The 22,010-nt window shown below is 60.8% G+C and carries 22 protein-coding genes, 1 other RNA gene and 1 pseudogene; 10 read left to right on the top strand and 14 right to left on the bottom strand.

The window, feature by feature from the left end; genetic code table 11:
• Window positions 1–7 precede the first annotated feature (7 nt).
• From pstB to phoR, 4 genes are all read left to right on the top strand, one after another.
• Window positions 8–793, top strand: coding sequence for a phosphate ABC transporter ATP-binding protein PstB (gene pstB, locus KHY18_RS00110; RefSeq protein WP_213293177.1), 786 nt, complete (start codon window positions 8–10; stop codon window positions 791–793).
• 13 nt (window positions 794–806) lie between these two features.
• Entirely contained in the window at window positions 807–1,508 is a 702-nt protein-coding gene (gene phoU / locus KHY18_RS00105; protein WP_213293176.1) for a phosphate signaling complex protein PhoU, read from the top strand.
• 18 nt (window positions 1,509–1,526) lie between these two features.
• Window positions 1,527–2,234 (top strand): phosphate regulon transcriptional regulator PhoB, encoded by a 708-nt coding sequence (gene phoB / locus KHY18_RS00100; protein ID WP_213293175.1) that lies wholly within the window; start codon window positions 1,527–1,529, stop codon window positions 2,232–2,234.
• Window positions 2,235–2,353: 119 nt separating this feature from the next.
• The gene (phoR, locus tag KHY18_RS00095) at window positions 2,354–3,703 is read left to right on the top strand and encodes a phosphate regulon sensor histidine kinase PhoR (RefSeq protein ID WP_213293174.1); all 1,350 of its coding nucleotides are present in this window, start codon (window positions 2,354–2,356) and stop codon (window positions 3,701–3,703) included.
• A 6-nt stretch (window positions 3,704–3,709) separates the two neighbouring features.
• Here phoR and KHY18_RS00090 read toward each other — a convergent pair whose 3' ends face one another.
• The 4 genes from KHY18_RS00090 to KHY18_RS00075 form a co-directional block, all read right to left on the bottom strand.
• Window positions 3,710–5,065 (bottom strand): MATE family efflux transporter, encoded by a 1,356-nt coding sequence (locus KHY18_RS00090; protein ID WP_213293173.1) that lies wholly within the window; start codon window positions 5,063–5,065, stop codon window positions 3,710–3,712.
• Entirely contained in the window at window positions 5,062–6,777 is a 1,716-nt protein-coding gene (locus KHY18_RS00085) for a glycosyltransferase family protein (protein WP_213293172.1), read from the bottom strand. The genes KHY18_RS00090 and KHY18_RS00085 overlap by 4 nt, the downstream gene beginning before the upstream one ends.
• A gap of 176 nt (window positions 6,778–6,953) precedes the next feature.
• A complete protein-coding gene (locus KHY18_RS00080) occupies window positions 6,954–8,066 on the bottom strand; it encodes an ankyrin repeat domain-containing protein (protein ID WP_213293171.1) in 1,113 nt (370 codons plus the stop codon).
• Window positions 8,067–8,108: 42 nt separating this feature from the next.
• The gene (locus KHY18_RS00075) at window positions 8,109–9,800 is read right to left on the bottom strand and encodes an ankyrin repeat domain-containing protein (protein ID WP_213293170.1); all 1,692 of its coding nucleotides are present in this window, start codon (window positions 9,798–9,800) and stop codon (window positions 8,109–8,111) included.
• Window positions 9,801–9,854: 54 nt separating this feature from the next.
• Between KHY18_RS00075 and KHY18_RS00070 the strand changes: the two genes are divergently transcribed.
• Window positions 9,855–10,070: a hypothetical protein gene (locus KHY18_RS00070; RefSeq protein ID WP_213293169.1), complete on the top strand. Its 216-nt coding sequence runs from the start codon at window positions 9,855–9,857 to the stop codon at window positions 10,068–10,070.
• Window positions 10,071–10,260: 190 nt separating this feature from the next.
• On the opposite strand, the gene KHY18_RS00065 is transcribed toward KHY18_RS00070, so the two are convergent.
• The 3 genes from KHY18_RS00065 to trxA form a co-directional block, all read right to left on the bottom strand.
• Window positions 10,261–10,521: a type B 50S ribosomal protein L31 gene (locus KHY18_RS00065; protein WP_213293168.1), complete on the bottom strand. Its 261-nt coding sequence runs from the start codon at window positions 10,519–10,521 to the stop codon at window positions 10,261–10,263.
• 149 nt (window positions 10,522–10,670) lie between these two features.
• On the bottom strand, window positions 10,671–11,933 hold the full coding sequence (gene rho, locus KHY18_RS00060) for a transcription termination factor Rho (protein WP_159913814.1): 1,263 nt from the start codon (window positions 11,931–11,933) through the stop codon (window positions 10,671–10,673).
• A gap of 244 nt (window positions 11,934–12,177) precedes the next feature.
• The gene (trxA, locus tag KHY18_RS00055; RefSeq protein ID WP_213293167.1) at window positions 12,178–12,510 is read right to left on the bottom strand and encodes a thioredoxin TrxA; all 333 of its coding nucleotides are present in this window, start codon (window positions 12,508–12,510) and stop codon (window positions 12,178–12,180) included.
• Window positions 12,511–12,710: 200 nt separating this feature from the next.
• Between trxA and KHY18_RS00050 the strand changes: the two genes are divergently transcribed.
• Window positions 12,711–14,057 (top strand): TIGR03862 family flavoprotein, encoded by a 1,347-nt coding sequence (locus tag KHY18_RS00050; protein WP_213293166.1) that lies wholly within the window; start codon window positions 12,711–12,713, stop codon window positions 14,055–14,057.
• 53 nt (window positions 14,058–14,110) lie between these two features.
• Here KHY18_RS00050 and KHY18_RS00045 read toward each other — a convergent pair whose 3' ends face one another.
• Window positions 14,111–14,575, bottom strand: a complete 465-nt coding sequence (locus KHY18_RS00045; protein ID WP_213293165.1) for a GAF domain-containing protein — start codon at window positions 14,573–14,575, stop codon at window positions 14,111–14,113.
• 633 nt (window positions 14,576–15,208) lie between these two features.
• Between KHY18_RS00045 and KHY18_RS00040 the strand changes: the two genes are divergently transcribed.
• Both KHY18_RS00040 and KHY18_RS00035 read left to right on the top strand, forming a co-directional pair.
• Window positions 15,209–15,805, top strand: coding sequence for a hypothetical protein (locus KHY18_RS00040; RefSeq protein ID WP_213293164.1), 597 nt, complete (start codon window positions 15,209–15,211; stop codon window positions 15,803–15,805).
• Between the two features lie 900 nt (window positions 15,806–16,705).
• Entirely contained in the window at window positions 16,706–17,002 is a 297-nt protein-coding gene (locus tag KHY18_RS00035) for a hypothetical protein (RefSeq protein ID WP_213293163.1), read from the top strand.
• A 78-nt stretch (window positions 17,003–17,080) separates the two neighbouring features.
• On the opposite strand, the gene KHY18_RS27385 is transcribed toward KHY18_RS00035, so the two are convergent.
• The 3 genes and pseudogenes from KHY18_RS27385 to KHY18_RS00025 form a co-directional block, all read right to left on the bottom strand.
• Window positions 17,081–17,182, bottom strand: coding sequence for a DUF7706 family protein (locus tag KHY18_RS27385; protein ID WP_502767969.1), 102 nt, complete (start codon window positions 17,180–17,182; stop codon window positions 17,081–17,083).
• Window positions 17,183–17,302: 120 nt separating this feature from the next.
• The gene (locus tag KHY18_RS26910; RefSeq protein ID WP_249728808.1) at window positions 17,303–17,491 is read right to left on the bottom strand and encodes a hypothetical protein; all 189 of its coding nucleotides are present in this window, start codon (window positions 17,489–17,491) and stop codon (window positions 17,303–17,305) included.
• 217 nt (window positions 17,492–17,708) lie between these two features.
• Window positions 17,709–18,062 (bottom strand): annotated as a pseudogene (locus KHY18_RS00025) (recombinase family protein); the annotation flags it as partial.
• 211 nt (window positions 18,063–18,273) lie between these two features.
• Here KHY18_RS00025 and KHY18_RS00020 point away from each other — a divergent pair.
• The gene (locus KHY18_RS00020) at window positions 18,274–18,540 is read left to right on the top strand and encodes a HigA family addiction module antitoxin (RefSeq protein ID WP_213293161.1); all 267 of its coding nucleotides are present in this window, start codon (window positions 18,274–18,276) and stop codon (window positions 18,538–18,540) included.
• Here KHY18_RS00020 and KHY18_RS27380 read toward each other — a convergent pair.
• The 3 genes from KHY18_RS27380 to KHY18_RS00010 all read right to left on the bottom strand — a co-directional run bounded on the left by KHY18_RS27380 (window position 18,485) and on the right by KHY18_RS00010 (window position 20,590).
• A complete protein-coding gene (locus tag KHY18_RS27380; protein WP_502768013.1) occupies window positions 18,485–18,721 on the bottom strand; it encodes a DUF6538 domain-containing protein in 237 nt (78 codons plus the stop codon). The two genes, KHY18_RS00020 and KHY18_RS27380, sit on opposite strands and share 56 nt — an antisense overlap.
• A 173-nt stretch (window positions 18,722–18,894) precedes the next feature.
• An RNA gene (gene ffs / locus KHY18_RS00015) (signal recognition particle sRNA small type) lies at window positions 18,895–18,991 on the bottom strand.
• Between the two features lie 69 nt (window positions 18,992–19,060).
• Window positions 19,061–20,590 carry a methyl-accepting chemotaxis protein gene (locus KHY18_RS00010; RefSeq protein WP_249728807.1) on the bottom strand — a complete coding sequence of 510 codons (1,530 nt, stop codon included), beginning with the start codon at window positions 20,588–20,590 and terminating at the stop codon, window positions 19,061–19,063.
• A gap of 236 nt (window positions 20,591–20,826) precedes the next feature.
• Between KHY18_RS00010 and dnaX the strand changes: the two genes are divergently transcribed.
• On the top strand, window positions 20,827–22,010 hold a 1,184-nt coding region (gene dnaX, locus KHY18_RS00005; RefSeq protein ID WP_213293159.1), incomplete at its 3' end, for a DNA polymerase III subunit gamma/tau.

Here is a 22,010-nt window from a genome sequence, read left to right as displayed (position 1 = left end):
ACTTCCCATGTCGACCACTCTTTCTCCCGCTCCCGCCCTGTCTTCCAAACTGACGGTGCGCAACCTCAACTTCTACTACGGCAAGTTCCACGCCCTCAAGGGCATCAACCTGGACATCCCCGAAAAGAAGGTCACGGCGTTCATCGGCCCCTCGGGCTGCGGCAAATCGACGCTGCTGCGCACGTTCAATCGCATGTATGAGCTGTATGCCGACCAGCGTGCCCAGGGCGAGATCCTGCTCGATGGCGAGAACCTGCTGACCAGCAAGCAGGACGTGGCGCTGATCCGCGCCAAGATCGGCATGGTCTTCCAGAAGCCCACGCCGTTCCCCATGTCGATCTACGACAACATCGCCTTTGGCGTCAAGCTGTTCGAGCGCCTGAGCGCCACCGACATGGACGACCGTGTCGAATGGGCGCTGCGCAAGGCCGCGCTGTGGAATGAAGTCAAGGACAAGCTGCAGCAAAGCGGCTCGGGCCTGTCGGGCGGTCAGCAACAGCGTCTGTGCATTGCGCGCGGTATCGCGATCAAGCCCGAAGTGCTGCTGCTCGACGAACCCTGCTCGGCGCTGGACCCGATTTCGACGGCCAAGATCGAAGAACTGATCGCCGAACTGAAGAACGACTACACGGTGGTGATCGTCACGCACAACATGCAGCAGGCAGCGCGCTGCAGCGATTTCACCGCCTACATGTACCTGGGCGACTTGATGGAGTTCGGTGAAACCGAACAGATGTTCTTCAAGCCCCAGCGCAAGGAAACCGAGGATTACATCACTGGCCGTTTCGGCTGAGGAGACAGGCAACATGACCGAAAAACACCTCTCGTCGCAGTTCGACTCCGAACTTAACCGCATCTCCTCGCGCGTGATGGAGCTCGGCGGCATGGTCGAGTCGCAGATCCGCCTGGCCATCTATTCGCTTGCTGAGTTCAGCGTCGACGCCGCTGAGCAAGTGGATGCCGCCGAGCAGCAGATCAATGCGATGGAAGTCGAGATCGACCACGAACTGTCGTCGATCATCGCGCGGCGCCAGCCCACGGCGCGCGACCTGCGCCTGCTGATCGCGTTCTCCAAGGCCACGGCCAACCTCGAGCGCATGGGCGACGAGGCGCACAAGATGTCGCGCATGGTGCGCTCCATCGTCAGCAGCGGCTCGGCGCGGGTTTTGCCCTCGAACGAGCTGCGCGTTGCCGCCGACCTGGCTTCGGGCCTGCTGCGCAAGACGCTGGACGCGCTCGCGCGTCTCGACACCAAGGCCGCGGTCGCCATCCTCAAGGAAGACGACCAGATCGACCAGGAGTTCGACGGCTTCGTGCGCAAGCTCATCACGTACATGATGGAAGACCCGCGCACCATTTCGGCCAGCCTGGACCTGCTGTTCCTGGCCAAGGCCATCGAGCGCATCGGCGACCACTCGAAGAACCTGGCGGAATTGATTATTTATCTGGTGGAAGGCAAGGACGTGCGCCACCAGACCATGGCCGCCATCGAATCGGCCGTGCTCTAAGCCAGAAAGACGACAGGGATGAAAAAACTGCCCTTGGTCCTCATCGTCGAGGACGAACCCGCGATTGCCGAATTGATTGCAGTGAATCTGCGGCACAACGGTTTCCAGCCCATCTGGGCCGAAGACGGCATATCGGCGCAGCGCGAGCTGGACGCCGTGCTGCCTGATGTGATCTTGCTGGACTGGATGCTGCCCGGCACGAGCGGTATCGCGCTGGCGCGCAAGTGGCGCGCCGACGCGCGCACCAAGCCCGTGCCGATTCTGATGCTCACGGCCCGGGGCGACGAGCCCGACAAGGTCGCGGGCCTGGACGCGGGCGCCGACGATTACATCACCAAGCCGTTTTCGACCCAGGAACTGCTGGCGCGCATCCGCGCGGTGCTGCGCCGACGCGCGCCCGAGCAGTTGCAGGACCAGGTCAGTGCGGGCGCGCTGGTGCTCGACGCCGCGGCCCACCGCGTGAGCTACAGCGGCGAGCCGCTCAAGCTCGGACCGACCGAGTTCAAGCTGCTGCACTATTTCATGAAGCACCCGGAGCGCGTGCACAGCCGGTCGCAGCTGCTCGACAAGGTCTGGGGCGACCATGTGTTCATCGAGGAACGCACGGTAGACGTACATGTCAAGCGCCTGCGCGAAGCGCTGGGCGAAGCCAGCGGTCTCGTCGAGACGGTGCGCGGTGCGGGCTACCGGCTGAGCGTGCCGGCAATGAACTCAAGCGCCTCCTGATCTGGGGCAGGTCGGTCTTGGTGGGCACCCTGGCACACTGAGAATCGGCATGGGGCGCATGGTATGCGCCGTGGGCGCGCTTCCGGAGATCAGGGGCCGCGCAGCAAAAGGCGAAAAATATGGTTTGGCGTAGTTTCTGGTTCCTGGCAATGCAATTGACTGGCGCCGCGGTGGGGTGGTGGCTGGGCAATCTGGTCGGCGCGCTGTTCGGTCTGCTGCTGGGCAGCTGGCTCTGGCTCGCCCAGGACAGTTGGAGTGCATCCCGGCTGCTGGCATGGCTGCGCAGCTCGGAGCTCGCGAATGCGCCCGCACAGCGCGGCCTGTGGGGTGAAGTCGGCGAACGCGCGCGCCGCTGGCTGCGCCTGCAAAGCCAGCAGACCCTGGCCAGCGACGAACGCCTCAATGACATGCTGTCGGCGCTGCAGGCCAGCCCGAACGGCGTGGTGCTGCTCGATGACGAAGGTCGCATCGAATGGTGCAACCAGATTTCCTACGCACAGTTCGGCTTCGACGCGGCACGCGACCGGATGCAGAACATCGGCAATCTGGTGCGTGATCCGTCCTTCAGCCACTATCTGAGCGCCCAGGACTTTTCCCATGATCTGATTCTGCAAGGCCGTGACAGCACGCCCGGCAGGCCGGTGCGCCTGTCGGTGCAGATCTATCCGTACGGCGACGGCCGGCGCCTGCTGCTGGCGCGCGACGTCACGGCGCAGGAGCAGGCCGAAGCCATGCGCCGCGATTTCGTCGCCAACGTCTCGCACGAAATCCGCACGCCGCTCACGGTGCTGGTCGGATTCGTCGAAACGCTGCAGACGCTGCAGCTGCCCGACGAGGAGCGTTCGCGCTATCTGACGCTGATGGCCCAGCAGTCGGCGCGCATGCAGCACCTGGTCGAAGATCTGCTGGCGCTGTCGCGGCTCGAAGGCAGCCCCTTGCCGAGTCTGACGCAATGGACGCCAGTGGGCTTGCTGCTGCGCCAGTGCGAAGACGAGGCGCGCGGGCTGTCGGTGGCACTGACGCGTGCGCAGAACCGACCCCATCTGATCGAATTCCCCGACTCGCCGCCAGGCGCGGCGCTGGGCGAGATCGCGGGCGCGGCGACCGAGCTGCAAAGCGCGTTTTCCAACCTGCTGGCGAATGCGCTGCGCTACACCCCGGCCGGCGGCCGCGTGGTGGTGCGCTGGGAAAGGAACGCCGAAGGCAGCGCGACTTTTTCGGTGCAGGATGCGGGCCCGGGCATCGACCCCTCGCATCTGAGCCGGCTGACCGAGCGCTTCTATCGCGTGGACCGCAGCCGTTCGCGCGATACCGGCGGCACGGGCCTGGGGCTGGCCATCGTCAAGCATGTGCTGCAGCGCCATGGCGCGACGCTGGCCGTGCGCAGCACCGTGGGCAGCGGCTCGGTGTTCTCCGTCACGTTTCCCGCGCAGCGCCTGCGCCCGCCAGCGGTGCCGGACGCGACCTGATTGAGTTCATGACGCAGGCTGCGCGCTGTACTTGCGCAGTGCGTGCCACAGCAGGCCGCTGAAGGCGAGGGCGGTGACCCCCAGGGCCAGCGCGCTCGCGGCCCAGAACGCCGCCGGCGTGGGCTGGTCGGCCCAGGGGCCGATGCCGCCGTAGGCCAGCCCGTAGCCGCCGGTCAGGCCTACGCCCCAAAGCAGCACGCAATAGGTCAGCAACGGCAGCACCGTGATGCGGTAGCAGCGCAGCACGAAGATGCAAAAGCACTGCACGGCATCGGCGGCCTGATAGAGCGCAACCCACAGCAGCAGCGCAGCGGCCAGCGCGGCGACCGCGGGGTCGTTGGTATAGACCGAAGCCAGCCAATGCCGGCCCAGCAGCAGCACGCCGCCGAGCAGCAGGCCCAGCAGCGCCGCGAGGCGCCAGCCCAGCAGCGCCAGCCGGCGCGCGTTGTCCTCATTGCCCGCGCCGCGCCACCAGCTCACGCGCGCGCTGCAGGCAATGGCCAGCGACAGCGGCACCATGTAGCAGACCGCGGCCAGGTTGGCAGCGATCTGGTGGCTGGCTGCGGCGAGATTGCCCTGGCGCGCGACAAACAGCGCGACCAGCGTGAACGAAGTGATTTCCACCAGGATTGCCAGGCCCGCGGGCACGCCCAGACGCAGGAACTGGCCGATCTGGGCCCAGTCCGGGCGCTCCATGCGCTGCCACAGTTGCAGCGGCACATACAGCGACTGGGTGCGCATCAGCCACAGGCCCACGCCCAGCAGCGTGTAGTTGACGATCAGCGTCGCCCAGGCGCAACCGGCCACGCCCAGCGCAGGCAGGCCGGCGCCGCCAAAGGTGAGCCAGATCGACAGCGGCAGCTTGAGCGCCAGCGCACCCACCTGCAGCCAGGTGACGAGCTGGGGCCGGCCCAGCGACTGGTTGAGCGTGCTGTAGATGCGAAACAGCATGGCCGGCGGCAGGCCCCAGGCCAGGATGGCCAGGTAGTGGCGTGCATCGTCCTTGAGCGCTTCGGGCACGTCGGTCCAGCGCAATATGGCGTCAGGCGACAGCAGCACGCCCATGCCGATCACGCAGATGCCCAGCCACAGATACAGCGCCTGGCGCAGCGAGCGGCCCATGGCCGGCAGCTGGCCCGCGCCGCGCTGCTCGGACCACAGCGGCAGCAGCGCCTGCAGAATGCCCATCAGCGAAATATAGACGCTGACGAACACCGCCGAGCCCACCGACAGCGCGGCCAGCGCCGCGGGCGAGTAGCGGCCGGCGACGATGGTGTCGGTCACGCCGAAAGCCATGATGGCCAGTTGGCCCGCGAGCACCGTGAGGGCGTGGCGGGCAATCGTCGAGAGCTCTGACCTCATCGGCCGGGGCGCTTGCGCAGTATCAGCAACTGGTCGTTCTTGACCGTGGGCCGGGCGATGCGCGCCACGGGTTCCCAGCCGCGCTGCAGCACGCGGTCCTGCGTCGCGTCCCACATCTGCGCATCGGCGACCAGCCAGTCGCAGGGGTGGCGGTTTTCGCTGGTGGTCGAGATTTGCATGGTTGTCAGCTGGCCGTGGAATTCAAGGCCCGTCAGCTGAGCGCGGCTCAGGCCATAAGTGGCGACGCAGCGCGGCGCTGGGCTCCCCATCGCGGCCATGACTTGCTGGACCTGGGGCGCATAGCTGCGCGCGTAGTCGAGCAGCGGCAGCCACAGCGTCATCAGCAGCAGCCAGCCCAGGGTCGCGCCGCCCGCGGGCAGCACCAGTGTTTTCCAGATGGCCGCGCGATTGCGCGAAGTTCGCCAGACCACCAGGGCGCACCAGGCGACGCTGGCGCTGAGCGCGACGATGAAGGCCAGCAGCGAGAACTCGGGCACGAAGCCCGGGGCGAGCTTGGCGACGTTGGCCGCCGGTTTGGCGGGCACGCCGGTCTGCATGGAAATCCAGATGACCCAGATGGCGATCGCCGACACGCTGAAGAAGATCAGCGTGAACCAGTCGATCAGCGCGCCGATGCTGCGGCGCAGCGTCGGCAGCGCGAATGCGGCCAGCGTGGCGATCGCGGGCAGGCCGGGCAGCAGCGCGCGGTCCGCGGGCTGGGTGAACACCGCGGCGATGAAGGCCAGTCCCGCAAACCAGATCGGCAGCACCAGATGGCGGTGGCGCATGGGATGGGCAATCTGTTTGCGCCAGCGCCACAGCGTCCACAAGGCCAGCGGCCAGGCCGGCCAGCTGAACCACGCGAGCAGGCGCAGCAGGCTGGGCCATTCGGGGCTGTCCAGCGGCGGCAGCGAGATGCGCCATTGCCACAGGTCGAGTGCCGTGGCAAGCAGGGCGGCGAGCACCGTGGTCGCGAGCCAGGCCAGGCTCCAGCCGCGCGCGGCGCAGTTGGCTTCGGCCGGAGGCGAGAACCAGGCCAGGGCCGCACAGCCCAGGCCCATCATCACGGCCATTGCGGGCGCGCCGCTGAGCACCAGGCCGGCCATGCCGAGCAGCATCGCCGCGGCGGGGCCGTTGCGCCGGTAAGGCATGGCGGCGGCGGCGAAGAACACCAGCGTGGTGCAGGCCAGCTGCGTCACATAGCTCGTGGTTTCATGCGACAGCTGGGCCAGGCCCAGGCAGGCGATCAGTGCCAGCAATCCGCCATCGGCCATGGCGCGCGCATAGTCGATAGGGTTGGCTTCGCCGCCAAACGCAAACGCCACGGGCTGGGCGCCCGGGCTGCGCGCGAGGCAATAGACGCCCCACCAGGTGGCGGCCATGGCCACCAGCAGCAGCAGCATGAAGGGCAGGCGCACGGCCATTTCCTCGGGCATCGCGGCCGGTGCGAGCTGCAGCGCCCAGGCGCCCAGCCAGTAGGGCAGCAGGCCGTCGGGCTGCGGCGCCATGCCGGCGAGCACGGGCGTCATCCATTCGGTCCGGCCCTCGAACAGCGCCAGCATGTAGCCGAAGGCCGTGATGTCGGTGTTCCTCCAGGGCGCGCGGCCGACGAAGCCCGGTACTACATAGGCCAGGCACAGCAAGACCAGTGCCCAGCGCGGCAGGGTGCGCACGGCTTGTTGTGAAACGATGGCGGGGGTAGGTTGATTCACGCGGCGTAGGAACGACAAGAAAGACCGCAAGAATACGCGAACCCGGGGCGTTCAGCGGTGGACCTGGGCGTTTGGGCGACTTTTGTCGGTGTGATCTACGCAGCGAGCGTGCAAGGCCGTGGGATATGTGTGCAGCTGGGGTGTACCACGCATGGCAAACGCTGGCTGCATTGGCGTCAATACCAGTAGAACTTCGCCAGCTTGGCGCGCGTTGACGCGGGCTGGTAGGCTTCGGAAATCATGTTCATGAAGAAAAGCTGGATACGGTTGAAAAATCCAGGGACCGGCGGATTGATCTTCTTGACAATGCTGCGGCACATTTCGGTTTGTTTGTTGCGCTTCGCGGTGATGAAGGCGGTGGTTCCGAATACGTTGGAGATTTCAAGCTGCTCCTTGGTCATTTTCTCGACGATGGCTAGCTGAATATCATTTTTCTGGAATCTCTGTGCGATCATCAACGCCGTGTTTCCAAGTTTATCCTGCAGGCCAAAATGGGACTGACTGACGTTGTCGATGATGTGCTGACATATATCGTCCTGGCTGTTCTGCAGGGCAAGCATCAGGGCGCAGGTGCCATCACGATTGCATATCTCAAGCTGCTCCTTGGGCATCTTCTCCATTAGTGCCATGGCAGTTTTTGTCTCGCCAAACTGCAGTGCCAGCATCAGCGCCGTGTTGCCATTTCTGTCTGTAATTCCCAGTTGCTCAGGCGTCATTTTCGCGATGAGTGCAAGGCTGGAATCTTCCTGATTTCTTCTCAGTGCCATCAATAAAGCAGTATCGCCCTGGCTGTTTTTAATGCCAAGATGCGGGGTGAGCATTCGTTGGATGACGCTTAATCCCCCCTTAAAAGTGTCAAATTTTTTCTGAAGATTTTGCAGAAGAATGTGATGGCGCTTGGTAAGTGAATTTACGTCCATCTTCTTGCCTATGGCCTCGGCCATGGCGGATTGGTTCAAGTTGAGCGCTATGCTCAGTGCTGTATTGCCTGCGTTGTTTCTGAGATCAAGTTGTTGTTGGCTCATCCTGTCGGCGATCAGCTCGGCGATTTCAGGATTATTGTGCTTGAGCGCGAGCATCAGCGGCGTATCGCCATCGATGTTGCTGATGCCGAGCTGCTCCTGGCTGGTCTGGGCGAGCAGAATGTCCACGCTTCGGGCGTCCTCCATTTTGAGTGCGAGCATCAAGGCAGTGTCGCCATTGTTGTTCTGCAAACCCAGCTGCTGCGGGCTCATTTTTTCGCTGATGCCTTGGGTGAACTCGGGGTAGAGCTGCTGAATGGCGGTCATCAATGCGGTAAAACCCTCGCTGTTCTTGATGCCGAAATGTGCCTAGCTCATGTGGGGGAGCACTGTTTTCACAATATCTCGACGATCGCTGTACATTGCCAGCATCAGCGCAATATCGCCATTCTTGTCAGTCTTGCCAAATGTCATTGGCAACATCTGCTCGATGTGTTTGCCGGCTTCTTGCGGATCCTCTGATTTCAAGGATTGTCCCAATTGCTCCAGCAGCTGGCCTTGTTGGCTGTCGATGGTTTTCTGCTGTGCTATTTTTTGGATGATGACGCCGTGCAGTTCATCCAGGCCTCTTTCCCTGGCGATGGTCGCACAGTCCTGGCCTCGGTTGTTTTTGTTGCTCAGTTGTTCGGCGCTCATCTTTTCGACGAGAGTATTGGCGACTTCGAGATAGCCTCTCATTGCGGCAATGTGCAGTGCGGTGTTGCCGTTGTCATCCTTGTCGCCCAGATGCGGCGCGCCCATCATGGCCAGGATGACCTGTGAAATTTCGGGTTTTCCTTCTCTCAGCGCCTGCGCCAGCGATATGGCCAGCAAGGTTTCCTTCGCCGGGTCCGACCACAGCAATGCCACCGATTCGTCAAGAATGTTCTTGGCGTCATTGACATCTGTGGCTTGGCTTATTCTTTTGGCGGCAGTATGGGAGATTTTCTGCAGGATATCATCCTGAATATTCTTGACCTCGGTTTTTTCAGTGGCCTTGGTGTTGAGTTGATCCAGCAGTGCCTTGGCCTGCAAATTATTTTGCCAAATGAATTCTTCCAGGATCTGGTGGTGATGGTTCTTTGAATTGTCGGTGGTGCTGACGTATACCGTTTTTTCGCCGGATATTTTGAGCTTGGCGCCAGGGCCTTTTTCTCCTGCCAGATAATCGGCATCAAAAGTGATGGAGCCCACTGCACGCAGATTGCGTGCGATGGAATGCGCCAGCAATGAATTGTCAATGGTCAGTCGGTATTTTTCGTTCTCATCTTCGCTGTTCTCGTAAAATGCGCTGAAGATATCGGATGAAAGAATAGGGCCGAAAGCAAGCTCTATTTTAGGTTGAACGGCATTGTGAAATTTTATGTTGACCTCACCATATTCTTCGATCTCCATGGGAACTGACTGCAGGTTGGGGTGGTCTTTTGCGTAGAGTTCGATGATCTGGTTGCGGCAGTCTTCTGCCATGACTTCGATGGCACGATCTATGATGGTCTTGTCATGAAGATGTTGAGCGAATTCATTGAGATATCTCTCTGAAATATCGGGAGCGAATGGATCTGATCGTGGCGGGAGGCCGAAGCTAGGTGCGATGTAATTGAACAATGCCGCTATGTAGTGAATCTCGTTGCCTATATATTCGCATATATTGTTCTTGTCAATATAATCAGTTATTTCGGCGTTGATGACGCTTATCAGTTGGTGGATGAAATTCTGTGGCAATCCATTCTTGAGGACTTGCAGCTTTCGCGCTGCTTCTTCGATGTGCTGGGCCATGCCCGGTGCGCAGACATCAAGATGTGTTGTCAGTTCCTCGATGGTTTCCTTGCGTATGTCTTCGGGAAGATCTGCATCGATTGCAAGGTTGCAGACCATGCTCAAGTCATCGAAAACTACAGTTTTGTAACTCGCCAGAATTTCATTTGTGAAGTCTTTTGTTATTCCTGATTCGACTAATTCGGCGAATTTATCAAGATTTTTCCCTTGAGTGCTTCCCGGTTTCTTGTCGGTGAATTCTCGCAATATTGCTATATTGTTTTTATAGCCAAGAATTAGTTATTGTTCTGACTTTCCATAATGAGAGTCGGCGGTTTTTTCTTTTGGCGATCGATTGCCGTCATTGCCCGCAGCGCGCGCCATGAAATCCGGATTGAGATTGAAATGGTGGCTGTGTTCTGCGCGCATTTTTATGATCAACTTTCACTGAAAGCCGCTGACGAAGGACGGCAGGCCTCTATTGCGCCGATCCGGTCGGGGCAGGAGCACATGGTTCTGTATGTGGCGTTGACTTAGTGGTCACGGCGCGCGCAGAGTTCCAAGGTCAACCCTGCGGTCTGCGCGCAAACGCGGTGCAAAAAAAGCAGCCCGGTGGACCCGGACTGCTTAAAGCATAAAAAATGCAGCGCGGTCGCCCGGGCTGCATAAGGCATAAAAAAAGGCAGCCTGGTTGCCCAGGCTGCCTTTTTGGCGTGAATGCGCAGATTTACTTGGTGACAGTCGTCTTGCCGAAACGGTTGCGGAAGCGCTCGACGCGGCCGCCCATGTTGTCGACCGACTTTTGCGTGCCAGTGTAGAAGGGGTGCGATTCGCTCGACGTGTCCAGCTTGAACATAGGCAGTTCGCGGCCGTCGTCGGTCGTGCCCTTTTCCTTGGTGTTCACGCAGGAACGGGTCACGAATTTGAAGCCGTTGGACAGGTCAACGAACAGCACTTCGCGGTAGTTGGGGTGAATTCCTTCTTTCATGATCTTCCTTAGGTCAAGTGCGGTAGCCGTGCCCAACCCAATGCAACCTTTGCATTGGTTCGAATTGAACGTACTTTCCGCAATAGAAAAGCCCCCGAGTATACCTCGGGGGCTTCGCTGTCTGCACAGGCCCTGTGCAATGCTGGGGATTAACCGCCGCGACGCATCATGTCGAAGAAGTCGTTGTTGGTCTTCGTGGCCTTCATGTTCTTGATCATCAGCTCGGTGGCTTCGACGTCGTCCATGTTGTAGAGGAACTGGCGCAGGATGCGCGTCTTGTTCAGGATCTCGGGCGACAGCAGCAGCTCTTCGCGGCGCGTGCCGCTCTTGTTGAGCTCGATCGCCGGGAACACGCGCTTCTCGTAGAGGCGGCGGTTCAGGTGCAGTTCGCTGTTGCCCGTGCCCTTGAATTCTTCAAAGATCACTTCGTCCATGCGGCTGCCCGTATCGACCAGCGCCGTGGCGATGATGGTCAGCGAGCCGCCTTCCTCGACCTTGCGCGCCGCGCCGAAGAAGCGCTTGGGGCGTTGCAGGGCGTTGGAGTCGACACCGCCCGACAGCACCTTGCCCGACGAGGGCACGACGTTGTTGTAGGCGCGGGCCAGACGCGTGATCGAGTCGAGCAGAATGACCACGTCCTTCTTGAGTTCGACCAGGCGCTTGGCGCGCTCGATGACCATTTCGGCCACGTGGACGTGGCGCGTGGCGGGCTCGTCGAAAGTCGAGGCAATGATTTCGCCCTTGACCGAGCGCTGCATTTCCGTGACTTCTTCAGGGCGCTCGTCGACCAGCAGCACCATCATGTGCACGTCGGGATGATTGGCGGTGATCGCGTGGGCGATGTTCTGCATCATCATCGTCTTGCCGCTCTTGGGCGGGGCGACGATCAGCGCGCGCTGGCCGCGGCCGATGGGGGCGATGATGTCGATGATGCGGCCGGTGATGTTCTCTTCCGACTTGATTTCGCGTTCCAGGCGCAGCTGTTCCTTGGGGAACAGGGGCGTCAGGTTCTCGAACATCACCTTGTGCTTGTTCTGCTCCGGCGGGCCGCCGTTGACCTTGTCGAGCTTGGTCAGCGCGAAATAGCGTTCGCCATCCTTGGGCGTGCGCACTTCGCCTTCGATCATGTCGCCGGTGTGCAGGTTGAAGCGGCGCACCTGGCTGGGCGAGATGTAGATGTCGTCCGTGCTCGCGGTGTAGCTGGTGTCGGGGCTGCGCAGGAAACCGAAGCCGTCGGGCAGGATTTCGAGCACGCCGTCGGCAAACACTTGCTCGCCGGCTTTTGCGCGCTTCTTGATGATGGCAAACATGATTTCCTGTTTGCGCATCCGGCCAACGTTTTCGATCTCGAGCTCTTCGGCCTGCTTCAAGACTTCAGACACGTGCTGTGCCTTGAGTTCATTAAGGTGCATGGGGTTACTCCTTGGCGGAGTTAGTGGAATCAGGAATGAGGCGGAAGGCTGGGCGATACACGGGGTCGTGGGCCAAGCTTGCCTAGGGATCTCGAAACGGCCGTCAATGCAGGGGCCGGTGATCTGTACAGATTATGACAGGAAAAGATCTGCAGGTCTGAAATAAAGAACCGGGGCTGCGTCGCGCTGCCCCGGTTTCTGGCAAAGCCGGTGCGCAGGAGCTGCGCGCCAGGCTGCCAGTGGATCAGGCGATCTGTTCGTCGAGGAATGCCGTGAGCTGGGCCTTGCTCAGAGCGCCAACCTTTGTCGCGGCGAGTTCGCCGTTCTTGAACAGCATCAGCGTGGGGATGCCACGGATGCCGAACTTCGCGGGAATTTCGCGGTTTTCGTCAACGTTCATCTTGGCGATGGTGACCTTGCCCTGGTACGTGCCAGCGACTTCGTCGAGGATGGGGGCGATCATCTTGCAGGGACCGCACCACTCTGCCCAGTAGTCCACCAGCACCGTGGTGCCGGCTTGCAGCACTTCGGCTTCGAACGAGGCGTCGGAGAGATGTTTGATGAGGGCGCTTGCCATGGACGTTTCCTTGGTGTGTGGGCTGAATGGGGCGAAGGTTCGCTACTGGTTTCGATTGTGACAGAAACACATCTCCAGTCGGTGCGTGTGGGCGACACTTGGTGCTATGACTGTCATAGCGTAAAACGATGAGAATACGGATGTGGCAGTGCGCGCTGCGGATGCGCGCGCCGCCGATTTGTCTTAACGAGGAAACCTGAATGACTGAAGCCCCCACCCACTTTGCGCCACTGGACTGCGAGGTCGCCATCGTCGGTGGCGGACCGGCCGGCCTGATGGCCGCGCAGCGCCTGGCCCAGGCCGGCGTCAGCGTGCATCTGTTCGATGCCATGCCTTCGGTGGGGCGCAAATTCCTGCTGGCCGGCAAGGGCGGCTTGAACCTGACCCATTCCGAGCCTGCCGATGCATTTGCCGGCCGCTTTGGCGCGCGCCGCGCGCAGATCGAGCCGCTGCTCGCGGGTTTCGGCGCCGACCAGGTCAAGGCCTGGGCCGCGGCCCTGGGTGTGGAAACTTTTGTCGGCACGTCGGGCCGTGTATTCCCGGTGGGAATGAAAGCCGCGCCGCTGCTGCGCGCCTGGCTGGTGCAGTTGCGCGGCCTGGGCGTGCAGTTTCATACGCGCCACCGCTGGCTGGGCTGGGACGAAGAGGGCGCATTGCGCTTTTCCACGCCGGCCGGCGAGCAACTGGTGCGCGCGCGCGCACTGGTGCTGGCGCTGGGCGGCGCGAGCTGGCCGCAACTGGGCTCCGACGGCGCCTGGGCGCCGTGGCTGCAGGAGCGCGGCGTTGCGGTCGCGCCGTTGCAGGCCGCGAACTGCGGCTTCGATGTGCTGAACGTGGCGGCGGGCACGGCCGAAACACGGCGTGACTTCCTGCGCGAACTGGTGGGCCTGGAAACCGCGCCCGCGCGCGGCTGGACGCCGCACTTCCAGGAGCGTTTCGCGGGCCAGCCGCTCAAGTCGGTGGGCCTGTCGTTCGCCGACAGCCACGGCCATGAATTCAACCGACGTGGTGAATTCGTCGTCACCGAGGCCGGTATCGAAGGCAGTCTGGTCTACGCGGCTTCGCAATGGCTGCGCGACGAAATCACGGCCCAGGGCCATGCCACGCTGCACCTCGATCTGCTGCCCGAGCACGACGCCGAGCGCGTCGCCACCGAAGTGCGCCACCCGCGCGGTTCGCGCAGCCTCAGCAGCCATCTCAAGAGCCGTCTGGGCATCGACGGCGTGAAGATGGGCTTGCTGTTTGAAGTGCTGGGGCGCGACGGCGTCAACGACGCGCAGGCGCTGGCCGCGGCGATCAAGGCGCTGCCGCTGACGCTGATCGCGGCCCGTCCCGTGGCCGAAGCCATCAGCACCGCGGGCGGCGTGACTTTCGAAGCGCTTGACGCCAAGGGCATGCTGCAGGCGATTCCGGGCGTGTTCTGCGCGGGCGAAATGCTCGACTGGGAAGCGCCCACGGGGGGGTACCTGCTGACCGCGAGCCTGGCCAGCGGTGCGCAGGTTGCTGAAGGTGTAACGCAGTACCTTGAGACCCGCGCGGGTGCCTGATCCGTCGAGGTGAAGAGACCGCCTTGGCGCCGCAGGGCGCCAGCGGCTGTCTGTTACACGGGCGCGGTGGCCTTGGGGAGGTAAGACGGAAGCAGCAGCGAGGCCTTCTGCAGGAAGCTGAACTCCTCATCCGATATGGGCTGGGAAATCAGGTCGTAGTGGCAGATCGTGCCATACAGCCCGCCCTGCGGTCCCTCCAGCGGAAGGCCGACGTAGCTGCCCAGATGCTCCACGAAAGGGTTGCTGTCCAGGCGCGCATCGCTCTTGGTGTTCTTGGTCAGGAAGAACCCGTCGTGCATCGCCATTTCGCAGAAACTGTTGGCGATCGGCACCCGAGCAAAAGGATTGGCGGTGCGCTCGTTCTGCTTGTCGTACATGGCCTGGACGTTCATCGACATGTCGTGAAAGCGGTAGATCGAGGTGAACCGGTGCCCGACCCGGTGGTTGAGAAATTCAAGCCCGCCGAGCAGCCCGAACTGTTCCAGATGGCTGCGCAATTCCTCAAGTTGTTGTTTCATTTTGGCTCCTTCGCCTTTAGACCGGCGAAATGTTAGCAGGTCGGATGGCGGCTCTGCATGCGGCTTCGCGCATTTGCATGCGTCATGCCTGGATGCGCGAACAGATGGGCGCGCAAACGAAAAGGCCGCCGCAATGCCGGGCAAGCCGTGGCCAGAAAAGTATCAAGGGGAGGGGCGATCTCTGCGGATCGCAAGGGCAAAGGCGGCGTTGCCGGCCTTGCCATGAGGACCTCTGCGAATGCAGACATCCTGAAAAGAAGTTGACGAGCCTTACCCCCGGCTAGTCAAAGCCTAAGTGCTTGTTTTTAAACAAGTTTCTCAGTCTCTGCGGCCTCGTGTGCATCAGGTTAGTGACACACCTGTATGCATTTTACGCTTGGCTAGGCGGAGGTGGAAAGCTTGAGAAACTTTAAACATTTGCTTGGGGTGCAGAATCTCGTGATGTGTAGATGCCTGTCCGTACCGATGATGTACCGATCAGCTGGTGCGGCAACATCCGGTTGCCTCTTGTTTGACAATGCGGCTCTAGCCAGCATGCTCAAGGTTGAATCGTTTCACAAATGCCTCGAAGGCAGAAGCAGAAGCAGAAGCAGAAGCAGAAGCTTGCGGCATGGCTGTCGTTAGACTAAGACTATGCAAAAGCACAATGATCCCGAAGCGCCTGTTGATTTGACCTTACGCGAGGCCGGTGAGCTAGACGCAGTGGATGACAGCAAGCTCTCGGACTATTTGTCCGATCTCGCGCCCGAAATCGGTTGGATCGTCATCTACTTCAACTCTCTAGAAGACGGCATCTCTTGCTTCATCCGTGAAGCTATCCTTCGGGATGCGATCCAAGACGAGAGAATGGACGTTTTCCTGGCTGGAATGATGTTCTCCGGAAAGGCACGAGCGCTCCTTGACCTCTACGGGCAGATGATCTTATCTGGCGGCTTTGCGATTGCCCCCGAAGACCTACGCAAGGTCGAAGTGATGCTCACTGAGTGCGCAGCTCGTAGAAACGAGTACGCACATGCAGACTGGATCGGGATGAAGCTAGGTGGGTATGTACGTGTCAAGTCTCAATCCAAGCGCAACGGCATCAGCCATCGCTACAAGCGTTATGACTTGGGGCGAATACAGGCAGATGTTAACTTTATAAGAGATGCACGTGACACGCTTTTTGAGTTTAACGAGCGCATGTGGGATCTAATCCGAGCACATGGGCAAGTGCCGTTCGAACAACGTTAGGCCGTGGCTGGGTCGGTTGCGTTGCAAAGCAAGGGGGATTGGAGCCGTAATAGCCTCCACGCCGGGGAATATCTGCGGCTGGCGCTGCCTGGGGCCCTCACACACTCAGTGCTTAAGCGTCTACGGCCATGGTGTTCGCCATTTCTCATCTCGACGACATGCAGAACGACCGGGGGCAGGTAGTTGGGCATCATCGACGACGTGGTTGAGCACCGAGAGGGCGAAAAACTGTTGCCGTTTTGCCACTTGCAGGGAATTCAAATTATTTTTTCGAGGGTTAACCTTGGGGTAAATGATGATTTACCGTGTATTTCCGTGAATCCGCGTGAAAAGGGGTGATGACGCGGGTCCATTTTTTGAGATTGCACACGGACCGTGGCCTTTTGTATGGAACCTGAAATGCCGGAAACCTCGCTAGAATTTGTCCCATGTTCAATTTCTTTAGCTACACAACATGTGCATTTGAATTGGACTTGATTAATGAAAAAAGCCACTCCTTGCAGGGAGTGGCCTGATTCAGCTGTCTATGTCCTAGCGCCCTGGTAGTCAGAGAGTAGGTCCATTGCATTGCAGTTGTGGTGGTTGCATTGTATGAGGACTGTTGATATCAAAGCAACACACTCATGATTCAAGGGATTTCATGTCAGCCTCGATGGGGGGCGGCAGGGGCCTAGCTTCGCGGCTAGGTCGTAACGTTCTCTCCGTGAGGTTCTATGAACCAGCTCACCGAGGCGATGCAGATTGTTGTCATGGGCCTTTTCGTCCTAGCAATACTGATCGCCATCATCAAGTCCTGACAAGGCAAAAGGCCCGCTTCGGCGGGCTTTTACGTGATGCGCATGTATGCCTTAAAGCAACAGACTTTAGTGCTGGGACGTTGGTTAATTTTCAGTCGAACGGATGTATCATATTGTTTCTTTGCTCAACGAACATAGGAAACGTATGTCAATACCTCAAGGCATAGGACTCGGAATCATTGGTGATGAGTTAGGTAAAAAAGTGGCTGGTGAGGAAGTTAGCGCTACACGAACGGCTACTTCAACAGTGATCGGAACAGGGCTTGGGGCTGCAGCCTCTGGAGCCTTAGTTGTCGCAGGTAGTGCTGCTGGTCTCGTTAGTGCAGCTGCTGCAGCTCCTATTGTGGTTCCTCTTGCCGCGATCGCTGGAATTACTGCTTTCATCAAAAGTCGCTGGTAACTAGCAGCGTCCTTCAAAGTCCCGCTTCGGCGGGATTTTTTCTTTCTGGTATCAATGATCGAGTTCGCTGCGGACGAGTCAACGTGGAGCGTGCCCAGCCTCTGTCAGTCCCTTGGCAAGCGCAGAGAGTGCAGCTCGTATCTCGTAGGCTTCTTTGTCGTCAGCAGCGCATGCACGCATCTCTGCCCATCACACGCGCTTGACGAACTGGGCCAAGGCGTCGGCCTGGTCAGGTAGCAATTCACAGGTGATGGTGTCCATGTCAGGCATATCAACTCCCAGCTTTCCAATGGTTGGGGGTTATCGGGAGCAATCAGGGTCTGGATCCGGAAAATTCAGCCAAGCCTCATTCAGCTCGACGTATCCGACCTGGCGGGCTTCTTCTAGAGCTTGTCGAAGCTCTGGCAGAGGCATGCCTGCATCAACCTCGATGGCCTTTGCAATCTTTTCTATGTCGATATTTCGGAGGTCTTTTAAAGACTTAACCATGCTCTCTCCTAAAATTTTCCAGTAGTTTGCATGCGGATTTGAACGCCTCTTTGAAGGCTCTTGGGCTTCCGCGCTCCGTTGCAGGGTCGGTTGCGTTGCCAAGCAAGGGGCATTGGGCCGAAATAGGCCTCCAAGCTCGTGAAATATCTGCGGCTGGCGCTGCCTAGGGCTCTCAGAGCCGCCTGCTGGCGCTGGCTTTACCCCGCACCTACCCCGCTTAAATGGAAGCCACGGCCGCGCCTGCAGTCCTTATGTTGATGACGGTGGCGCGGCTGATTTTGTACTTGGCCGGCAAGCTGCTGACCGTGGCACCGTGGGCCAGAGCTGACAAGATGGCTTCGCGGTCTGCCTCGCTGGTCAGGTCAACGCCACCAAGAGCCAGGCAGTGCACACGCACACCCATGCTGGCCAGTGCATCCACCGTGGCGCGTACATCCATTGCGTTGCGGCCGAGGCGGTCTAGCTTGGTGACGACCAGGACATCACTGGACTCCAGCTTGTCCAGCAGCTTTCTAAAGCTTGCGCGTTCGTTTGCGGCGACAGAACCCGAGACAGTCTCTGTGATAGTGCGTGCCTGCAATAGCTATCTTTCTAACGCATGAATTTGTTGTGTTGGAAAGTTGTCACTTGTTGACGACCTCTGCCCGGTCTGCTGGACGGTATGCTTAGGGCGGCAAGTCTTGCGCCGTGTTTCGGTAAACGTTGGTCGCATTCCTACAACCCTCTCGGAGCATGTCTGTGCGGCCGAGTCTGACTGCTCATTGTGCTGAAACGGAGAAATCATGATGAAAAACGGTATGCGCCCCGTGCATCCTGGGGAGGTCTTGCTGGAAGACTTCCTCAAGCCCCTGGGCCTCAGCGTCAACGCACTGTCGGAGGCTCTGCACGTTCCCTACTCGCAGCTACGCGACGTGGTAGACGGCAAGCGTGGCGTTACCGCCGACACGGCCCTACGGCTGGAGCGCCACCTCGGCGGCGAAGCTCAGTTCTGGCTCAGCCTCCAAGCGGCATATGACCAGCGGACAGCAGAGATTGCTGTTGGCGAGTAATCGACCAGGATGTATCTCCCTGCGGACTACGCTGGCGCTGCTGGGCGAATTTCGTGAGCCACTGCGCGTACAGAGTCGCTGCATGGAGGCTGGCCTCTGCTCGATGCGGTGTGCCCAGACTGACGCGGTGCGCCCATTGCTTGCCAGGGTAGAGGTGGGCAAGGTCCTTGGGGACTCGAATGCGCTACTGGAAGATGTTGGAGCCTGTGCGAAGGTATAGGCCAGTTGCCGGCTTAGGCATTGTGCTGTTGCTCATGTTGGATAGTCTAAGTGACACACCCAAATGACACACTGGCCGCGCTAAGTCGTTGAAATCACTTAAGTTATTGATTCTCAACGCCAAAGGCAATGATAGTTGACGAGCCTTACCCCCGGCACTGACTCTGCAGTTAGGGCTGCTTGGTTCCCCACCTGACCCGGTTGGCTGCTTCACCATGCGGGGAGGCCCGTCACTAGCGATTGTAGCGCAGACTGGCGCACCGGTTTGGAAAGAGACCCCAGGCAGGCCCGGGGTCGGTCTTCACAGGCGGAAAGCGCTGAGCGAACGGTTCAGCTGCGCGGCCTGGATTTCGAGCGACTGGGTCGCGGCCGACGATTCCTCGACCAGCGCGGCGTTCTGCTGCGTCATCTGGTCCATCTGGGCGACAGCCTGGTTGACCTGCTCCAGGCCGGCCATCTGCTCGCTGCTCGCATGGCTTATCTCGCCGACCAGGTCGGTGACCTTCTGCACGCCCTGGACCACCTTGTCCATGGTGCTGCCGGCCTGCTCGACCAGGCGGCTGCCCGTGGCGATGCGCTGGGCCGAGGCATCGATCAGGCCCTTGATTTCCTTGGCGGCGTTGGCGCAGCTTTGCGCCAGGCTGCGCACATCGCCGGCGACCACGGCAAAGCCGCGGCCCTGCTCGCCCGCGCGCGCGGCTTCGACGGCGGCGTTGAGCGCCAGGATGTTGGTCTGGAACGCGATCTTGTCGATCACGCCGATGATGTCTTCGATGCGCTTGGACGTTTGCAGGATGTCGGCCATGGTGCGAACGACCTGATTGACGGACTCGCCGCCTTGCACTGCCAGCACCGAGGTTTCCTTGGCGAGCTGGTCGGCCTGCTGGGCGCTGGCGGTGTTGTTGCGCACGGTCGAGGTCAGTTCTTCCATCGATGCCGCGGCCTGTTCGAGCGAGCTGGCCTGCTCTTCGGTGCGCGCCGACAGGTCGAGGTTGCCCGAGCTGATTTCCGCAGCGGCATTGGCGACCGAGTCGCTGCCCTTGCGCGCTTCGGAGACCAGGCGGCGCAGATTGGTTTCCATCTGCGACAGCGATTGCATCAGCTGTGCGGTTTCGTCGCGGCCGCGCAGGCTGTCCTGGGCGATTTCCAGGTGCAGATTGCCGCCCGCGACTTCGTCGGCGATCTTCACTGCGGCGCGCAGCGGACGCACGATGCCCAGGCTCAGCACGGTGGCGATGATTGCGCCTATGGCCACGATCAGCACGCTCAGCAGCAGCAGCAGGTTGCTGCTGGTCTGGTAAGTGCTTTCAATGGCCGCAGCCGTGGTGTCGATTTCCTTGCGCTGCAGCTCGAGCAAGGCCTTGATGCTGTCCACATAGGCCTGCGTGCGCGGCGCATAGGTATTGTTGAAGAAGGTCTCGGTTTCCTGTCCCTCGGCCTTGGCCTTGGTGACTTCGTTGCGCGCCGCGTTGTATTTCTCGCGGGTTTCGCTCGCATGCGCGAACAGCGCGCGTTCGGCGTCCGAGCTGATCAGCGGCTCGAAGCGCTTGAGCAGCTGGCCGGCGTCGGCCGACGACTTGCTTGCCGTTTCCGCGAAGAAGCGTCCGAGTTCGGCGTCGGGGCTGCGCACGATGGCCGTGGTGCGCTGCGAGCCGGCGAGCACCAGTGCATACCAGTCGGCGATCAGGCGCTCCTTGGCAAGCGGGTTGTTCATCATGGTGCGCGTTTGCTGCGCGACGCTGGACAGCTGGATCAAGCTTGCGGCGAGACCGAAGATGGTCAGCAGCAGAACGGCGGCGAAGCCCAGGGCAATACGTTGCCCGATTTTCAAGGAAGAGAAACGCATCGATATCTGAAATTCGTAGGGGGTAATTATGAGTAGACGGAATATGTAAAAAGCGCTTACGGATGATAAACCTTGTAGCAACTTCAGTGCTTGCACCCGCCCAATGACCGCCGTGCGCTGGCGGTCACCCGGCGCGTCGTGGGCCTGGCTTGGCCCTGATCGCGCAGGTAAAAATACCGGGATCGGTGCCGGTCCCGGTTGGCCCCCGTAGAATCGCAGCCATGTCCTACCTCGTGCTTGCCCGCAAATACCGTCCCCGCAATTTCTCCGAAATGGTGGGGCAAGAGCACGTCGTGCAGGCGTTGTCGAATGCCTTGACCCAGCAGCGCCTGCATCACGCCTACCTGTTCACGGGAACGCGCGGCGTCGGCAAGACCACGGTGTCGCGCATTCTGGCCAAGTCGCTCAACTGCCAGGGCGTCGACGGCCTGGGCGGCATCACCGCCACGCCTTGCGGCGTCTGCGCGGCCTGTACTGAAATCGACAGCGGCCGCTTCCCCGATTACACCGAGCTCGACGCGGCCTCGAACCGCGGCGTGGACGAAGTCCAGGGGCTGCTGGAACAGGCGGTCTACAAGCCGGTGCAGGGGCGCTTCAAGGTCTTCATGATCGACGAAGTGCACATGCTCACGAACACGGCGTTCAACGCCATGCTCAAGACGCTCGAAGAGCCGCCCGAATATCTGAAGTTCGTGCTGGCCACGACCGATCCGCAAAAGGTGCCGATGACGGTGCTGTCGCGCTGCCTGCAGTTCAACCTGCGGCCCATGGCGCCCGAAACCGTGCTCGACCATCTGGGCCAGGTGCTGGCCGCCGAGAGCGTTCCCGCCGAGCCGCAGGCGCTGCGCCTGCTGGCGCGCGCCGCGCGCGGCTCCATGCGCGATGCGCTGTCGCTGACCGACCAGGCGATTGCGTTCGGCAGCGGGCAGCTGCTCGAAGCCGGCGTGCGCCAGATGCTGGGCAGCGTCGACCGCTCCTATGTGTTTCGCCTGATCGCCGCCTTGGCCGAAGGCGATGGCCGCAGCGTGGTGGAAACCGCCGATGCACTGCGCCTGAACGGCCTGTCGGCGGCTTCCACGCTGGAAGAAATGGCCGCGGTGCTGCAGCGCATGGCCGTGGTGCAGGCCGTGCCGCAGATGGGGCATGACGCCAGCGACCCCGAAGCCAGCGAGATCGCACGGCTGGCGGGCACCATGCCGGCCGACGAAACCCAATTGCTTTACAGCATCTGCCTGCATGGGCGCGCGGAACTCGGCCTCGCTCCCGACGAGTACGCGGCGCTGACCATGGCGCTGCTGCGGCTGCTGGCCTTCAAGGCCCCGGCTGAAAAAAAAACTCCAGCGATAGCTGAAGCGGCCGCTGCCGCGCCGCTTGCGCCGCCTGCATCAGCCGCTGCGCCAAGGCC

Origin of the sequence: Acidovorax sp. CCYZU-2555 (genome assembly GCF_018413525.1) — a bacterium.
Classification (GTDB): domain Bacteria; phylum Pseudomonadota; class Gammaproteobacteria; order Burkholderiales; family Burkholderiaceae_C; genus Comamonas.
Note: the sequence above shows the minus strand (reverse complement) of the source record. Positions and strands in the feature narration are given on the sequence as shown.

What these genes read in the sequence shown, in the direction of transcription:
- pstB (WP_213293177.1), top strand. Translation starts at nt 8, where the DNA reads ATGTCGACCACTCTTTCTCCCGCTCCCGCCCTGTCTTCCAAACTGACG.
- phoU (WP_213293176.1), top strand. Translation starts at nt 807, where the DNA reads ATGACCGAAAAACACCTCTCGTCGCAGTTCGACTCCGAACTTAACCGC.
- phoB (WP_213293175.1), top strand. Translation starts at nt 1,527, where the DNA reads ATGAAAAAACTGCCCTTGGTCCTCATCGTCGAGGACGAACCCGCGATT.
- phoR (WP_213293174.1), top strand. Translation starts at nt 2,354, where the DNA reads ATGGTTTGGCGTAGTTTCTGGTTCCTGGCAATGCAATTGACTGGCGCC.
- KHY18_RS00090 (WP_213293173.1), bottom strand. Translation starts at nt 5,065, where the DNA reads ATGAGGTCAGAGCTCTCGACGATTGCCCGCCACGCCCTCACGGTGCTC.
- KHY18_RS00080 (WP_213293171.1), bottom strand. Translation starts at nt 8,066, where the DNA reads ATGACCGCCATTCAGCAGCTCTACCCCGAGTTCACCCAAGGCATCAGC.
- KHY18_RS00070 (WP_213293169.1), top strand. Translation starts at nt 9,855, where the DNA reads ATGAGAGTCGGCGGTTTTTTCTTTTGGCGATCGATTGCCGTCATTGCC.
- KHY18_RS00065 (WP_213293168.1), bottom strand. Translation starts at nt 10,521, where the DNA reads ATGAAAGAAGGAATTCACCCCAACTACCGCGAAGTGCTGTTCGTTGAC.
- rho (WP_159913814.1), bottom strand. Translation starts at nt 11,933, where the DNA reads ATGCACCTTAATGAACTCAAGGCACAGCACGTGTCTGAAGTCTTGAAG.
- trxA (WP_213293167.1), bottom strand. Translation starts at nt 12,510, where the DNA reads ATGGCAAGCGCCCTCATCAAACATCTCTCCGACGCCTCGTTCGAAGCC.
- KHY18_RS00050 (WP_213293166.1), top strand. Translation starts at nt 12,711, where the DNA reads ATGACTGAAGCCCCCACCCACTTTGCGCCACTGGACTGCGAGGTCGCC.
- KHY18_RS00045 (WP_213293165.1), bottom strand. Translation starts at nt 14,575, where the DNA reads ATGAAACAACAACTTGAGGAATTGCGCAGCCATCTGGAACAGTTCGGG.
- KHY18_RS00040 (WP_213293164.1), top strand. Translation starts at nt 15,209, where the DNA reads ATGCAAAAGCACAATGATCCCGAAGCGCCTGTTGATTTGACCTTACGC.
- KHY18_RS00035 (WP_213293163.1), top strand. Translation starts at nt 16,706, where the DNA reads ATGTATCATATTGTTTCTTTGCTCAACGAACATAGGAAACGTATGTCA.
- KHY18_RS27385 (WP_502767969.1), bottom strand. Translation starts at nt 17,182, where the DNA reads ATGCGTGCATGCGCTGCTGACGACAAAGAAGCCTACGAGATACGAGCT.
- KHY18_RS26910 (WP_249728808.1), bottom strand. Translation starts at nt 17,491, where the DNA reads ATGGTTAAGTCTTTAAAAGACCTCCGAAATATCGACATAGAAAAGATT.
- KHY18_RS00020 (WP_213293161.1), top strand. Translation starts at nt 18,274, where the DNA reads ATGATGAAAAACGGTATGCGCCCCGTGCATCCTGGGGAGGTCTTGCTG.